Source organism: Winogradskyella schleiferi, from assembly GCF_013394655.1.
Lineage (GTDB): Bacteria > Bacteroidota > Bacteroidia > Flavobacteriales > Flavobacteriaceae > Winogradskyella > Winogradskyella schleiferi.
In genome coordinates this window covers 3,853,248-3,868,428 of sequence record NZ_CP053351.1, presented here as the reverse complement: position 1 = coordinate 3,868,428, position 15,181 = coordinate 3,853,248, and the positions used below count along the sequence as shown (strand labels likewise).

The window sequence follows — 15,181 nt, the reverse complement described above, 5'->3', positions numbered from 1 at the left end:
AAGGGTTTTAATCGTTTAAATCCCAATTATAATCTGTGTAACTTTTTTTAGCAGATTCTGAAATGGCAACCGTTGCGTATTGATTTAAAAAACCAATTAAACTTCCATTTTGCTCAAAGTCTTTTTTAAACCATTTAAAAATTTTAGAAATCTTAATGTTATCTTTAGAAAGTTGATTTTTAGACGTATCAGCCAAAAATTCTTTAGTAGCATTGGTTAATTGCGCTTCTAAGTTTGAAGCTGTAAAAGCTTCATTCTGTAATTTTGGACAGGAAACCGATGCACAAACAATAGCAAAGTGGATTCGAGGTTCATCCATCTTTCTTAAGATGTCGTGTTCAATAGCATTAAGATTCTGCCAGTTATTTCCAAACTGCCATAAACGCTGATCCCAAGGATCTTTAATGTCCTTGATACTCTTTGTTGGGTAGTTACGTAGAATTAAATCCACAGTTAATGCATTGTAGGCGTTAATCCAATAGGCTAGTTTATCTTCTTTAGACCAGTCATCTTTAGGTTCATATGTTTTGAGTAAGTCTATATAATTTTGTAAGGTCTTAGAGTCATTTTTGAAACCTTTATAATCTACATTTCCATTTTTAGAGACGTGCTTTTTGAGTAATGCGTTGAAAATAGAATGATCAAATGCTTCAGTATAAATTACCTCAGTGGTTATTGAAATACCATCATCGCTCACAGTTCCGTCTTCACTTAAACTTATCTGAACAGAATTATCTTCTTTAGGAAATTGTAGAGATTCGCGAATTACAGCTGTTTCAATCGTATTTGGTAATTCAGTTGCAGCAACTATTTCTTTTGTTTGCTGAGGTTGATTATCAATGACTTTATTTGTTCCACAACATGATGAAACTATAAAAGTAAATACGAATAATAAAATCGCTTTCATTTTTTTAATGGATATAATTCCTGACTCAAAAAATCTTTGGGAAATTTATCATCACCATCAAAACCCAATTCAATATCCCTTCCGTTGTGTGGCACATAGTCGGTTTTAAAAATATAATCCCAAAGACTTAATGTTAGTCCATAGTTTACGCCATACCTTACATGCTGAGGTAGTGCTTTAGCATGATGCCAAATATGCATCTTTGGATTGTTGAAAATATACTTTAAAAAGCCATAGTCCCAACCCAAATTGGCATGATTCAAATGGCCAATAGCAATGCTAAAGAAATAAACAATAGCGACATCTTGTGCATCAAAACCACCAATGATAGCAATAGGAATATACAAAATGGATTTATAAACCACTGGTTCCATCCAATGGTAGCGCAAATGTGCAGCAAAGCCCATTTCTTTTACGGAATGATGGACTTTGTGGAAATTCCATAGCCATGGCACGCGATGTAATAGGCGATGTGTATTCCATTGCACAAAATCTGAAACTATAAAAAAGATAAATAAGCCTAACCACTTCGGAAGTTCATCCACATCGAACAATTGAAAATTTGAAATTGATAAACCAACAATTCCCAAAATATCATTAAACAGTTCTGAAGCTGTATTGGATAAGGCAATAAAAACGATGAGGTTCAACAAAAAGAAATTAAAGAACATGTAAAATGTATCCAACCAAAAATCCTTTCTAAAAATCGCTTGACCTTTTCGCCAAGGAAAGGCGATTTCAAGTAGCCATACCGCAATTGAGATTACAATAAGGCCATAAAAAAAGTTGTCCCAATGATTGAGGTCAATGAGTTCGTGTTTGAGATAATTCCAATATCCCGAATAGGAGTTTTTTATGATGTCTAGGTACTTCTGCATGTTAATGTTGTTTGACCTTTCAGATTTTCAAAACCTGAAAGGTCTCTATTTATTCTAACCACAATTTATTAGTTTCGACAGCATTGGTTTTATTCATTATATACCTTTAAGATCGAAAAAAGTCCTTGAAGAGTATTTCTCGATATAAATTTAGATCCAATTAAGGGATTCCTGCCTTCGCAGGAATTTAACAACATCCTCCACCATCATAGTGAAAGGTAGATTCACTGATAAAAATGTCATCCCTTCCTAAAGTTGCCAGCGCACCAGCAGTTTTATCACAAACCGCCATAGGTTGATTCTTTAGTAAAACATGTCCTATTTTATCATCAAAATAATCTTCGTCGCCATAATAAATAGCTGCTTTGCCAGTAAAAATACAAGGACCATCTGCTGGCATAGGATCTTTTATGGCTGCTACTTCTATGGATTCGATATAAATCAATTCGTCGGTTGGATAATGCTTCGGGTCAAGAATTCTATAGGGTTTACGAGCTCTGATTTCAATAGTTCCAAAACCAGCATCAGTTAAAGCTTTTACATAGTCAGCAATGGGTAAACTTCCACTTAAACATAGCGCACGTAATCTGTCATCGTTCCGAAGTTCTTCATTCATAGGTTGCTCACAAGTAGGATCGCTCATTACCAAACGACCATGCGGTTTTAAAACACGATACATTTCTGCAATGGCTTTCTTCAAATCTTCAGCCTTAAAAATGTTGAATAAGCAGTTTTGAGCGGCAACATCGATACTATTATCTTCAACAGGAAGATGCATAGCATCACCTTTCTTAAGGTCTACAAACTCTGATTTAAACCAATCGTTTTGTGCTTCGGCTTCCTTAAAGTTTCTACGGGAGGCTTCTAGCATTTCTTCCACAACGTCAACTCCAATAACACCACCTTTTTGTCTATTAAAATATGAGAATTGTAATAATTCCATACCGCCACCAACACCAACATAAAGCATTTTTGGATTGTTGGTTAAATCACGAGCATGAACCGTAGAGCCACAGCCATAGTTCATTTCTTGCATGATTTTGGGGATTTTTAATCCTGGTAATTCCCAAATCGGATTTGTAGTACAGCATAATCCAACATCTGGTGTTAGTGCTGCTTCTTTGTATAGGTCGTTTGTAGCTTCTAAGTAACTCATTTTTTTTAGTATTCAGTCTCAGTCTCAGTTTGCAGCAACAGTAAGCCTGAAAATTGCGACTGCGACTGAAAACTTGTTATATGCTTTTTATCAACTCTTTAAATAATGTAATCATATTCGGTTCGGCTTTTTCGGCCATGGCAATAATCTCTGAAATATCTACAGGTTTAAGGTTATCTGGATCACATTCGTCCGTAAGCACGGAAACTGCAGCTGCTTTTAGATTCAAATGATTTGCAACTATAATTTCTGGAACTGTACTCATGCCAACAGCATCTGCACCAATAGTTTTCAGCATTCTGTATTCCGCTCGTGTTTCGAGTTGAGGGCCAACGACAGATGCATAAACCCCTTTATGTAATGTCATGTTGTGATCTTTAGCGATACTTTCAAATTTCGAATTGATTTCAGCATCATATGGTGCGCTCATATCGGTAAAACGTTCACCCAATTCCGAAACACCTTTAAAAGCTAATGGCGAACCGCCTTGAAGATTAATATGATCCTCAATAAGCATTAATTCGCCTTTCTTAAAGTTGAGATTAATAGCGCCTGAAGCATTGGAAACCAAAAGGGTTTTTATGCCCAATTTTTCCATAATACGAACAGGAAACGTGACATCTTGCAAGGTATAACCTTCATAAACATGAAAACGCCCTTGCATCACAACAACTTTTTTACCTTCTAGAATGCCGTAAATCAATTTGCCTTTATGAAACTCAACGGTTGCTGTTGGAAAGTTAGGTATGTGGTTATAACTTGCTTCTGCTAAGATCTCAATTTCATCAATCAATTGTCCTAATCCTGTACCTAAAATGATACCGATTTCAGGATTTTCAAAACCTTTGCTTTGTAAGTATGCTGTGCTTTCAGTAATAAATTTAATCATATATATCTTCCTTGAAAAAGGAAGTCTGTTTTATGGGTTAAAATTTCTACTTGTATTTTTTCTTGTAATTTTAAGTTGGATTTATAAAAATCTGAAGCAATTAAATCTTCATAATTGTCTATGTCATTTAGAGTGTCCAAGGTACTAACTGCAATATTATTTTTATGTAACTCTTGTAACGTTTCTGCTAATAGATGAGGTTGACTCCAAGGTTTATTCGTAAAAATTGAAGAATTCATTTTAGACAAACCGACTAAATAATATCCACCATCTTCCGCTGGTCCGAAGACGACGTCGTTGGTTTCTAAGGCTTTCAATCCATTGGTAATATGAGTAGAATTAATATCAGGTAAATCGGAACCAATCAAAACAATTTTTTTATAACCTGAATCAAATCCATCTTTAAAAGCATTAAGCATGCGTTCGCCTAAATCCTTTCCTTTTTGAACGGTTTTAAAATCGTTTTTCCACTTGCTTTCGACCACGGCATTTGAGAAATAAATACGTTTGTCAACCGTTAATGCTTCAGTGGCGTTTTCTGTAATCTTAACCAATTCCGAATACACCTCAAAAGCTCCAAAGTCTCCAATGGTTTTAGCAAGTCGTGTTTTTACAGTACCTAATTTTATGTTTTTTACAAACACAATTACAAGCGAATCAGTCATATATTTTATTGCCTTTTAGGAGCCACTGGCTCCAAGTTTTTGAAAATGCATGGACATTTTCTGTGGGTTCATCTTTGTTATTATAAACCTTAAATTCATTATTTTTCCATTCAAAAATACCACCAAATAAATTAAAAACATTCGTGTAGCCAGCTTTCTCAAGTTGTTCAGCAATGTTTTCAGAACGTATGCCTAAGGAGCAATACACAACTATCGTTTGTTGTTTGTCGTTAAGTTGATTTGTTGTTTCCTGTAAATCAAAATCATTATAACCAACATGAATGGCATCTTTTAAATGACTTACATTATATTCTTCAGCTTCTCGAGCATCTAAAAGGATGGCTTCCGTTTTTGGCATCGCCAATTCCTTCACAGAGATATAAGGCACGCTTTCAGAATTATGTCTATCCAATAATTCAGTAAGTGTCTCTTGCGAAAAACCGAACGCAGTAAAAAATAGGAATATGTATATAATTTTCGTTTTCATAATTATGAGATTCCTGCTTCCGCAGGAATTGTATTTCCCTGACAACTACTTCCTGCACCAGCCGTACAGCCATAACAATGTTGCGAGATGACAATATTTCGACCTTCAAGCAGTTCTTCATTATATTCTGAAATATGTTTAACCTTGCTATTCACAGGTAATTCCAACATTTGGTTAAAATCACAATCAAACAAATAACCATCCCAACTTATGGATAATGTATTGGTACACATCACATTTTTTACAGCCGCAGGATTATAAGCTTCTACTAGTGAAAACATATAATCCTCATAATTTTCAGAAGCGATTAAGTAATCCAGAAAACGTGCAATTGGTAAATTAGTAATGGCAAATAGATTATGAAATTGAATATTAAAATCTTCAAGTAAAGCTTTCTTAAAATCCTTTTCCATGGAAGCTTGGTCTCCAGGTAAAAATGCGCCTGAAGGATTATAAACCAAGTCCAATCGTAAATCAGAATTGGGCATGCCATAACCCACTGCATTTAATTCTTGTAAAGCTTTTATGGATTTGTCAAAAACACCATCGCCACGCTGTTTGTCAGTTTTACCTCTTGTCCAATGTGGCATTGAGCTCACTACATGAACATTATGCTTCTTGAAGAATTCGGGTAAATCGTAATATTTTTTATTGGCACGGATAATGGTCAAATTAGAACGGACTATAAAGTCCTTGATGCCTACTTTTGCAGCCTCTTCAACAAACCATCTAAAATCGGGATTCATTTCCGGTGCGCCACCAGTTAAATCTAAGGTATGGGCTCCAGAATTTTTAATCACTTCGAGGCATTGTCGCATGGTGTCCCGTGTCATTATCTCTTTTCGGTCTGGACCAGCATCTACATGGCAATGATCGCAAACTTGGTTGCACATATAACCCACATTAATTTGAAGAATCTCTAATTTTTTGGCTTTAAGTGGAAACTGATTGGTTTCAGAAATCTTATTTTTAAAAGTAGGCAATTCACCACTTTGAAAAATTCCATTCGAGAGAATTTCGAGTTGTTTGTTGCTCTGTGCTAAATCGCTTCCTTGTTTTTTTAGTGATTTTACTGCCATATTTTGATTTATGAATTACAATTTACGATTTACGAATTATGGAAAATCTAGAATCGTAAATCTGCAATCGTATTTCGTGTTTATCCATCCAGTTTATTAACCTTATTCATCATTTGGACACCATGAACAAGTGTCGCTCCACTTTTTATCGCAGCTCCAACATGAATAGCCTCCATCATTTCTTCTTTAGTAACGCCACGTTGAAGCGTATCTTTAGAATAAGCATCTATACAATAAGGACATTGTTCGGTATGTGCAACTGCTAATGCAATTAATGATTTCTCTCGTGCGGTTAACGCACCTTCTTCAAACACTTTTCCGTAATACTCAAAAAACTTATTTCCAAGTTCTTCACTCCATTCGGTAATGTTTCCGAATTTTCTTAAATCTGCAGGATCGTAGTATGTTTTAGACATTTGTATGGTTTTTCAGTTCTTTATATTACTTACGTAAAAAATACGTATTGGGTTTTTGTCGAAAAATAAACTCAAACTTAACAGAAAAAATAGCAGAAAGCTAATTTAATTTAAGGCAACAATTGAAATATAGAATACACTAAAAAAGTCTTACTTTTAATTCCTGTTTTTAAATAAATGAAACACTGGATTGAACTTTTATCAGAATTTAAAGCGAAACAAGAACCTGTGGCATTATTAACAGTTTCAAAATGCTTAGGGTCAACACCTTGTAGGGTTGGTTCGCGAATGCTAGTGAGGAAGGACAAAGAAACTTACGGGACCATAGGAGGAGGGAAGCTAGAGTTTAAAGCTATTGACGAGGCTATTAGGGCATTAAAAGAGAACAGAATTATTGAATCTACATACACTTTAGGACCTGAATTTGAACAATGCTGTGGCGGAAAAGTTGAATTTATAATAGAACCCATGAACCAATCACCAGAATTATACTTATTTGGCGCGGGACATATTGGTGTTGAAATTGCCAAATTGTTAGTCGATACACCTTTTGAAGTCCACCTTATAGATTCTAGAGAAGATTGGTTTTCTAATTTAGATTTGGATGAAAGCATTAAGACACATCAAGCCACGGAAACCGATTTTAAAACCTTCAGTGATATTGTAAAATGGGGAAATCGTTGTTATATTTTAGTGCTCACACATAATCATGCGATTGACTTTGATATTATTGCGATGGCCTTGCAAAACGAAACCAAGTTTTTAGGATTAATAGGTAGCAAAACCAAAAAAGTGCGTTTCAATAATATGTTAATTAAGGACATGAATATGGAAGACGGTATGAAAAATGTGGTTTGCCCAATCGGGTTGAATATTGGAGGCCATACACCAAAAGAGATTGCGATTAGTGTGGTGGCACAGTTGCTTCAGGTTCATTATAAAAACTCAGTTGATTTGTAAGATTGTCTTTTTAATGCGATATTCAACTCATTTGAATCTAAAGATTCGCCACTTGAAAGGATGTGAGGGATGTTCGGAATGAATTTATTATTTATCACATCAAGTTTTAATACTGAAAATTTGGGAGTTAAGTGTTAATTATCTTCCATAAATATAAGGTCGAAAAAAGACTGTTCAGGCTATTTCGTTTAGACCTTTCAGGTTTTTGAAACCTGAAAGGTCTGCATTTGTTCATCAAACAAAAATCACCTCACTCAAAGCATAATAAATAGCCATAATCGCGGAAAAAACAGCAGATCCCAAAAACCGCCATTTAATCTTAAATCGATTTTGAATGATATAATTCGCCAAAAACGAAATAGGAATATTAACTAAAAATGACCAAAAAGCAATTTCTAAAAGACTAAAGTTAATATCACTAAACTGACCAGAAAACAATTGAATAAAGAATAAATGCCTAGCAATCCAAAGTGGATTAAAATAAGCGATAGCTAATAAGGTTTTAGCCAATGTCGCTTTTAGACCTTTTAGATGGATGGTTTTTTTTACAATCCAATCGAAATAATTTGGGATTTCAAACGCATAGAATGTGGCACCAATGAACATCATTCCTAACAATCGATATATGGAAAATTCATCCAATAACAATGCAGCAATGGTATCACCAGCACTGTAGATAAGTGCGCCTTTGATGATGTTTTGTTTTTTGTAATGTAGTGCGATGATGTGTTTGATATTAGTTGTGATTTTTTTTGAACGCTGATGACGCTGATTTTTTAAGATTAAATATGATTTCTTTATCTGCGAAAATCATAACAATCTGCCTCATCAGCGTTCTATTTTTTATCCGCATAAATCATATAAATCTGCGTCATCTGTGTTCTTATTTCCCATACAATCCCATCAAAACCTTCTCAGGTGTCATTGGTGCATGAAACTTCATATCATATTTAGGATTAAAAGCTTTTATGGCATTCTGAATCGCAAAATAAGCGCCAATACCATACATTAAAGGTGGCTCACCAACGGCTTTCGATTTTAAAATGGCCAAGTTATGACCTTTGGTTTGTAAGGGTAAGGTTTCTACACGTTTTGGAACTGAAAAAATATCAGGGATTTTATAAGTCGATAAAGCATTGGATAATAATTTTCCCTCGTGATTATAGGCTATTTCTTCCATCGTCATCCAACCAATACCTTGAACCAAAGCTCCTTCAACCTGACCTAAATCAATGCCTTCACTCATACTTTTACCATAATCATGAACGATTTTTACCGAATCAAATTCATAAGTGCCACGCATACAATCTACTGTGGTTGTAATGATGGAAGTTCCGTAAACATGATAAGCAAACGGATGGCCTTTTTCCTTGGTTTTATCAAAATGGATTTCTGGTGTGGCATAGTGTGCGTTTTCAGTTAAAGCCACACGTTTCAACATGGCTTTACTGATGAGTTCTGTCCAAGACAATTCCGATTTTTTATTATTGATATGGACAAATTCATACCGTAAAGTGATATCCTCATTTTTAGTTTTTAATTCTTCTTTCGCAACTTTTTTCAAGCGTTCCAAAAGTGCCTTGCAGGCTTTTAAAGTCGCTTTTCCATTTAAATCGGCAGTAGAACTAGCAGCAGAAGGCGAGGTGTTGGCGACACGAGTGGTATTAGTCGTTTCAATCTTAATTTTTTCAATAGGAATCGAAAATACATCGGCCGCAATTTGCATCATTTTGGTATTGACGCCTTGTCCCATTTCTACAGCAGCTGTGCTAATCCCAACGCTGCCATCCAAATAAATATGAACTAAGGCACGTGCATGGTTCATTGGTGTGTTGGTAAATGAAATGCCAAAGCAAATTGGCATAAAAGCAATGCCTTTTTTAAAGCTTGAGTTAGTTTTATTGAAATTTTCAACCTCTTGTTCTAAGGTTTCAATATCAAATACATCTTTAGCCGAATGCCATGAATTTTTGGCCTCTACCAATTTGGCAATTTGTCCATAAGAAAAACTATCATTTTCACCCAATAAATTTGCTTCTTGAATCTGTCTTGGACTCACACCTATTTCATGAGCTGCCTTTGCTATGGCAGACTCAATAACGAACATCCCTTGCGGACCACCAAAACCTCGAAAAGCGGTGTTCGGTGGTAAATTGGTTTTACAACTTGCTACGGAAACGTTCACATTGGGAACAAAGTAACTATTTGTGGCGTGGAATAAGGTTCGCTCAGCAACGGCAGGAGACAAGTCGGCTGCAGCACCCGCATTTTGTAGAAATTCAGCTTGATAAGCCAATATTTTTAAGTCTTTGGATAAGCCGATTTTATAGGTGCTTTCATAAGGATGGCGTTTGCCTGTCATGCGTAAATCGTCGTGACGGTTCAATACTAATTTTACGGATTGATTGAGATGAAACGTTGCTAGAGCAGCCATCACAGCCCAAGGTGTTGCTTGGTCTTCTTTGCCGCCAAAACCACCACCAAGACGTGTGACATCTACTTCAATTTTGTGCATCGCAACACCCAAAACTCTGGCCGTTGTAGCTTGTACAGCGGTTGGCCCTTGTGTTGACGAGGTGATTTTTATATGGCCATTTTCCATCGGTTCAGCGTAAGCACCTTGCGATTCGATGTATAAATGTTCCTGTCCGTTTGAAAAGGTTTCGCCTTCAAAAATATAATCGCAATTCTTAAACGCCTCTTCTGCATCACCTAAGGAAAATGAACGTGGTTTGTTAATTAAACTGCCTTTGGCTTTGGCATCTTTGGCAGTAGTAATCACAGGGAGTTCTTCGATGTCGATGTCTATCAATTCTCTTGCTTTTCTGGCAATAAATTCGGTTTCTGCAACAATCAAAGCAATAGGCATACCCCAAAAATGGACTTCGTCTTCTGCAAATAATGGTTCATCTGCAATGATACCACCAATTTCATTTTTGCCAGGAATATCTTTATAAGTAAAAATACGTTGCACACCTTCCAAAGCTTCGGCTTTGGAATAATCGATGCTTTTTATTTTTCCATGAGCTTTTGGCGAATCAAAAACCACAGCGTGAAAGGTGCCTTGTCTAATATTTACATCGTCAACATAGAGAGATTCGCCACGAACGTGCGTGTAAGAATCCCTGTTTTTAATGCTTTTTTTGAGGGATTTTGAAACCGCATCCAATTCAGAATTCAACGTGTTTTTTGATTTGTTTTTATGCATGTTGAACAAAGTGGTTTAAAGTGAATTGCTCTGGAAATAATTCCGTAAAATGCGCAAAGAATAATTGTCTTGCCAACAACCGTTTATAATCGCTTGTACCGCGAACATCGCTAATTGGTGAAATTTCATTTTGAAGGCTGTCATTGGCTTCCAATATGATTTCAGAAGTCAATGATTTTCCTATTAAAAATTTTGAAGTTTTATGTAAATACTTCGGAATTGCAGCAACACCTCCAACAGCCACATGTGCTTCCGAAATGGTATTATTTTCTATAGAAATATGAATGGCAGAATTGACACTGGCAATATCTAAATGGGTACGCTTACAGACTTTTTCAAAATTGAAATAGGATTGATTTGTTGGTAATTTGAACTTGATATCTTGGATAAGTTCGCCTTCGCTTAAATCGAATTTTTTATAATCTTGATAGAAATTTTTAAGTGCAACCGTTCTTTCGTTTTGGTTCTTGTCAATGATTGTAATGTCACTATTTAAAGCTAAAAAGAAAATCGTCATATCGCCAATTGGCGACGCATTGACTAAGTTGCCACCAAAGGAAGCCATATTTCTAATTTGCTCTGAAGACACTAGCTTTAGATGCTTTTTGAGATTTGGAAAATAGCTGTTCAATTCAGAATGGTTCCATAAATCGGAGACGGTTGAGTTTGTCCCAATCGTGCATATCTCATTTTCAATTGTAATACCTTTTAAATACTCTTTTTCAGCAATAAGATGGACTGAATTAGCGATGAGATTATCAGCTTGTTGAACGTATAAATCCGTTCCACCTGAAACATATTTTCCTTTGGGTTGGCTTAAATCTTTACGTTCTAAATCTTTCACTCGTTCAGGAATAGTTTCAAAATACTCTGGAATAAAGCCATTATCAATCAACCAACCAAAGGACTGAAAATCCTTATGTCCCTCCAAATTCTCAACCAATTGATGCGCTGCTCTTTCAATCGATTTATAGCCTGTACATCTACAAATATTTCCGCTAATGGCATCTAAAGCGTTGCTGTAATTCTTCTCGGAATTCGATAAGGCAAAACCAGTTAATGCGACTACAAAACCTGGTGTGCAAAATCCGCATTGTGTGGCGTAATTGGCTTTCATAGCTTCTTGCGCTGCGGTTAATTTGGTTTTTAAATTGGTGCCTTCAACGGTCACAATATGTTTGCCATGTGCATTTCCCAATGGCGAAATACAAGAAGTAATGCTTTGATATTCTATAATCCCGTTCGCTTTTAATGTACCCACTAAAACTGTACAAGCACCACAATCGCCTTCACGACAACCAATTTTGGTTCCTGTGAGGCGTTGTTGGTAACGCACAAAATCCAATAAGGTCATTCCAGAATTTTCTGATGTTTTTATGGTTTTGTTGTTTAGGATGAAGGTTATCAATTTTTTTATTATTTTTTTCGTCTAATTTCATTGTTCCGACGTTATCGGAAATTAGGACTTGCATTTTTGCTTTCTCTTCGCTTATTCCTAGTTTTGTTCAGTTGATAAGTATTGAAAAGAAAGAAATATTATCTCTAGATTTGTTTGCTATTACATCTGAATTAATAAATATTAATTCAATACTCAGTCTTATCTTCTTTCTTACTCCATTCTTGAAAAGGCTCCAAAGCAATTTCATGTGCCAATTGTAAAAATGGAATTTTTCGCTCCGCATACGGCAAAGGAATTTCATCATAAATAAATTGATCATCGAAGCCAATATTGGCGGCATCAACTTGGGTACTTCCATAGTAAACCTTATCTACTCTAGACCAATATATGGCTCCCAAACACATAGGACAAGGTTCGCACGATGTATATAACTCACATCCATCTAATTGAAAGCTATTGAGATTTTTGCAGGCATCGCGGATTGCCATGACCTCACCATGTGCAGTGGGATCGTTGGTTGAAGTGACCTTGTTGTTGCCTCGTCCTACAATTTCTCCGTCCTTTACAATCACACAGCCAAATGGACCACCTTCGTTATTATTCAATCCTTTTAGTGCAGCATTGACTGCTTCTTGCATGTATTTTTCTTTATCTGTCATGTATAATTAGTGTCTATTTTTTAAATTTTGATTTCAATAAAGGTATTAAATTCAATCAAAATAAAAGAGTTAGTCTATTTGAAAAGTTTGTTGCATAATTAGCTGTTGACTTGCCTTGCAAGGTGCTTTCAATAAAATATGTTATATTTCAACCAATGCTCAACCATACAGGCGATATTAAAACGAATATCCAATGGCAAAGTTCAGCACAGGTTCATCAGCTTTAAAATCCCAACGTTGTCCTTCCGGCAATGATGGGTCATGAAAAGGTGCGGCCAAATCAAACCGAATAACGAAACCTTGCACATCTACTCGTAATCCAAAACCTGCTCCCATCCCTAATTCGTTTATAAAATTGGATGTAAATTTATCTGGTGCAGTACCATCTTCATCCTCAAAAGTCGGATTTGCTACGGAGTTCCAAACATTTCCTGCGTCAGCAAAAACAGCACCCTTAAAAAACGAAAAAATAGGAAAACGGTATTCTATATTGGCTTCTAGTCGTATGTTTCCAGTTTGGTCAAAGAACGTTCCATCACTATCTGGATCGGCATCCTCATCGTAAGTTCCTGGTCCCAATGAACGAATCCTAAAAGCTCTCACGCTATAGGGTCCTCCAGAAAAATATTGCTTTACAAACGGAATCACATCAGAATTACCATAAGCTAACCCGTAACCAGCAAATAGTCTTGTCGCTATAGTTTGTTCTCTGTTTTTTCCGAAATTTAGATGAAATCTGGCATCAATATCCGCTTTGGCATATTGGGCATATTCTAAACCTAAAAACTCCTTGGGTTCTCCTGCGTTTTTTTCTTGTCCGAAAAGACTAATTGAGTTTCCAGCGACATCTAAGGTGGAATTTACATAAAACTGGTTAGGATCTTTGGCATCGACCATGCCATTATATGTGAATGAAAATGTCAATCCTGAAATAAACTGTTGGTCAAAACTGCGTTGTAAAAAGGGATTGTCATCTAAAATTTCCTGAAACTCTTCAGTTGTATTCGATAAGCTTGTATAGTTAACTGAGATCGGGTTGAGCTCATAAGTGATGTAACGATTGGCATTCCATACATAGCCAAATAGCGCATTTCCGGAAAGTAGGGAATATAATTTGCTTCGGTTTAAGAATGTAACGCCCAAACTGGTCTTGGTCTTGGGAATGGAATACTCGAAAAAATCGTCGTTGATATTAAAAGGCGAAATTACCCTTGGAAAAATGAGTTCGCCTTTCAGTCCTACTTCCAAGCTGCTCAATCCTGCGTTTTCTCCACTTCCAAATTGTGTTTCGTAACCAACATTAGTACTAAGGTTAAGCGTTTCACCACCTTTAAAAAGGTTTCTGTTGCTATAGGTCAATGCCAAATTTGGACCTGTAAAATTGTTGGATTTTGTAACTGCTTGTAGTTCGGTCCTCAAAGCACGTTTGGTCAATGGTGATAAGAAAATATTGGCTTCCAAAGCCCCTAAACTATCCGTTAAGGCCGAATCGATTTCTTTATATTGAATGTTTACATATTTATAAGCACCAATGGTGGATAAACGTCTCGCTGTGTTTTTTGAAGTTTGTGGATTGTAGAATTCTTCTTCTTCTAAAGTAATAAACTTATCGAGATATTTTGGCTTGAAAAACAACGAATCCTGAATATAATTTTTCTCATTAAAACGTTCTGGTGTTGCCCGTGTGGAATCTTGCAGGTCATGATTAGGGTAAATATTGACCTGTTTTATAATATAAGGCACTAAGGCTTTTTTAGGGACTTCGGCTTTTAACTTCAAGAACAAATCAAACCGTTTGTTATTGTACTGATTGGTGTCTGCTTGAAAAATGAAAAAATCAGGATTGAAATTGTAATAACCTTTTTTCTTTAATTCTGAATCTATACGTTGGCGTTCCAGTTTCATATTGGATAAATCGAAACGCTTTGTCTCTTGAAAAGCCGCGTTGTTTGTTACCTGTTTTACATCGTTTTCAATTGGTAATGGCATCGAATCCAACTGGAAGCTAGCCATCGTATAAGGTTTGGGAACTTTTAAATTATAAGTCGCAGAGGCTTCTATTTCCTTTTCTTCAAATGAAGAGCTTGCCGTACTGTAAAAAAAGCCGTTGTTTTCTAACCTGTTGCGCAAAATCTCTTCAACTTCAAAAGTTTCCACATCTGATTGATACACTGGTTTTTCGCCTACTTGTTTGAATAACCAGCGGTTAATAAATCCTGGTTTCTCTTTTTGGTTTTTGTAATAAAAATACAAACCTGGACGCACGCCCAAGAATTTTGAATTCGGCTCTGGGCGTAAAACCGTTTCCAATTCGCTTTTTAAATCTTCAAGATTCTGAACCGTGGAATCTGCATCAATCTCTATCGTGGCGCCTGTGTATAAACGTTCGTTTTCAGGAATGTATTTTCTAATGCTACATGAGTATAAAAACAGTCCTATAATGGAGATGATGGTTATGTATTTCGTTTTTAAGTTCAA

At 36.0% G+C, this 15,181-nt stretch carries 14 protein-coding genes; 1 reads left to right on the top strand and 13 read right to left on the bottom strand.

Annotated features, from left to right (window positions below; all coding sequences use genetic code 11):
- Nucleotides 1-7: 7 nt before the first annotated feature.
- The 8 genes from HM990_RS16730 to HM990_RS16695 all read right to left on the bottom strand — a co-directional run bounded on the left by HM990_RS16730 (nucleotide 8) and on the right by HM990_RS16695 (nucleotide 6,477).
- Nucleotides 8-907 carry a DUF547 domain-containing protein gene (locus HM990_RS16730; protein ID WP_178990581.1) on the bottom strand — a complete coding sequence of 300 codons (900 nt, stop codon included), beginning with the start codon at nucleotides 905-907 and terminating at the stop codon, nucleotides 8-10.
- Complete coding sequence (locus HM990_RS16725; RefSeq protein WP_178990579.1) at nucleotides 904-1,785, bottom strand: sterol desaturase family protein; 882 nt, start codon at nucleotides 1,783-1,785, stop codon at nucleotides 904-906. Before HM990_RS16725 ends, HM990_RS16730 begins: the two co-directional genes overlap by 4 nt.
- Nucleotides 1,786-1,972: 187 nt before the next feature.
- Complete coding sequence (gene arsM, locus HM990_RS16720; RefSeq protein WP_178990577.1) at nucleotides 1,973-2,941, bottom strand: arsenosugar biosynthesis arsenite methyltransferase ArsM; 969 nt, start codon at nucleotides 2,939-2,941, stop codon at nucleotides 1,973-1,975.
- 76 nt (nucleotides 2,942-3,017) lie between these two features.
- Nucleotides 3,018-3,830: a purine-nucleoside phosphorylase gene (locus tag HM990_RS16715; RefSeq protein ID WP_178990575.1), complete on the bottom strand. Its 813-nt coding sequence runs from the start codon at nucleotides 3,828-3,830 to the stop codon at nucleotides 3,018-3,020.
- Nucleotides 3,827-4,495 (bottom strand): TIGR04282 family arsenosugar biosynthesis glycosyltransferase, encoded by a 669-nt coding sequence (locus tag HM990_RS16710; RefSeq protein WP_178990573.1) that lies wholly within the window; start codon nucleotides 4,493-4,495, stop codon nucleotides 3,827-3,829. The genes HM990_RS16715 and HM990_RS16710 overlap by 4 nt, the downstream gene beginning before the upstream one ends.
- Nucleotides 4,488-4,982: a rhodanese-like domain-containing protein gene (locus HM990_RS16705; protein ID WP_178990571.1), complete on the bottom strand. Its 495-nt coding sequence runs from the start codon at nucleotides 4,980-4,982 to the stop codon at nucleotides 4,488-4,490. Before HM990_RS16705 ends, HM990_RS16710 begins: the two co-directional genes overlap by 8 nt.
- Nucleotides 4,983-4,984: 2 nt before the next feature.
- Nucleotides 4,985-6,061: an arsenosugar biosynthesis radical SAM (seleno)protein ArsS gene (gene arsS, locus HM990_RS16700; protein ID WP_178990569.1), complete on the bottom strand. Its 1,077-nt coding sequence runs from the start codon at nucleotides 6,059-6,061 to the stop codon at nucleotides 4,985-4,987.
- A gap of 80 nt (nucleotides 6,062-6,141) precedes the next feature.
- Complete coding sequence (locus HM990_RS16695; RefSeq protein ID WP_178990567.1) at nucleotides 6,142-6,477, bottom strand: arsenosugar biosynthesis-associated peroxidase-like protein; 336 nt, start codon at nucleotides 6,475-6,477, stop codon at nucleotides 6,142-6,144.
- Between the two features lie 177 nt (nucleotides 6,478-6,654).
- On the opposite strand from HM990_RS16695, the gene xdhC reads away from it, so the two are divergent.
- The gene (gene xdhC, locus HM990_RS16690) at nucleotides 6,655-7,437 is read left to right on the top strand and encodes a xanthine dehydrogenase accessory protein XdhC (RefSeq protein ID WP_178990565.1); all 783 of its coding nucleotides are present in this window, start codon (nucleotides 6,655-6,657) and stop codon (nucleotides 7,435-7,437) included.
- 234 nt (nucleotides 7,438-7,671) lie between these two features.
- Here xdhC and HM990_RS16685 read toward each other — a convergent pair whose 3' ends face one another.
- From HM990_RS16685 to tamL, 5 genes are all read right to left on the bottom strand, one after another.
- Entirely contained in the window at nucleotides 7,672-8,046 is a 375-nt protein-coding gene (locus HM990_RS16685; protein ID WP_229719298.1) for a hypothetical protein, read from the bottom strand.
- Nucleotides 8,047-8,320: 274 nt separating this feature from the next.
- Entirely contained in the window at nucleotides 8,321-10,645 is a 2,325-nt protein-coding gene (locus HM990_RS16680) for a xanthine dehydrogenase molybdopterin binding subunit (RefSeq protein WP_229719297.1), read from the bottom strand.
- A complete protein-coding gene (locus HM990_RS16675) occupies nucleotides 10,638-12,053 on the bottom strand; it encodes an FAD binding domain-containing protein (RefSeq protein ID WP_178990563.1) in 1,416 nt (471 codons plus the stop codon). The genes HM990_RS16680 and HM990_RS16675 overlap by 8 nt, the downstream gene beginning before the upstream one ends.
- A gap of 176 nt (nucleotides 12,054-12,229) precedes the next feature.
- On the bottom strand, nucleotides 12,230-12,703 hold the full coding sequence (locus tag HM990_RS16670; protein WP_178990561.1) for a nucleoside deaminase: 474 nt from the start codon (nucleotides 12,701-12,703) through the stop codon (nucleotides 12,230-12,232).
- A gap of 177 nt (nucleotides 12,704-12,880) precedes the next feature.
- A complete protein-coding gene (gene tamL, locus HM990_RS16665) occupies nucleotides 12,881-15,181 on the bottom strand; it encodes a translocation and assembly module lipoprotein TamL (RefSeq protein WP_178990559.1) in 2,301 nt (766 codons plus the stop codon).